General features: G+C 71.6%; 1 protein-coding gene. It reads right to left on the reverse strand.

Annotation, left to right across the window (positions count from 1 at the left end; all coding sequences use genetic code 11):
- The coding region (locus VR44_RS23515; RefSeq protein WP_045949569.1) for a DUF2252 family protein at window positions 1–429 on the reverse strand (429 nt) is incomplete at both ends.

Consider the following 429-nt stretch of genomic DNA (forward strand, 5'->3'; position numbering starts at 1 on the left):
GTCCAGCTCGGTCCAGCCCAGCCACGGGTCGGCGTGCGCCTGGAGGGCCCGCTGGGAGATCACCGTGCGGTGGCCCTCGTGCTGGAAGTACTCGCGGACCGCCCGGTCGGTGATGTGCCGGGAGACGGCCGGGGTCTGCGCCTGCTTGAGGTAGATCACGACGTCGTTCTCCAGGGCGTCGCTGTGCCCCTCCAGCAGGATGTTGTACGAGGGCAGCCCGGCCGAGCCGATGCCCACGCCCCGCCGGCCCACCACGTCCTTGACCCGGTAGGAGTCCGGGCGCACCAGGGACTCCTCGGGGAGGGTCTCCAGGTAGCCGTCGAAGGCGGCCAGCACCTTGTAGCGGGTGGCGGCGTCCAGCTCGATCGCCCCGCCGCCCTCGGAGAAGCGGCGCTCGTGGTCGCGGATCTCGGTCATCGAGTCCAGCAG

Origin of the sequence: Streptomyces katrae, from assembly GCF_000966975.1 — a bacterium.
GTDB classification, from domain to species: domain Bacteria; phylum Actinomycetota; class Actinomycetes; order Streptomycetales; family Streptomycetaceae; genus Streptomyces; species Streptomyces katrae.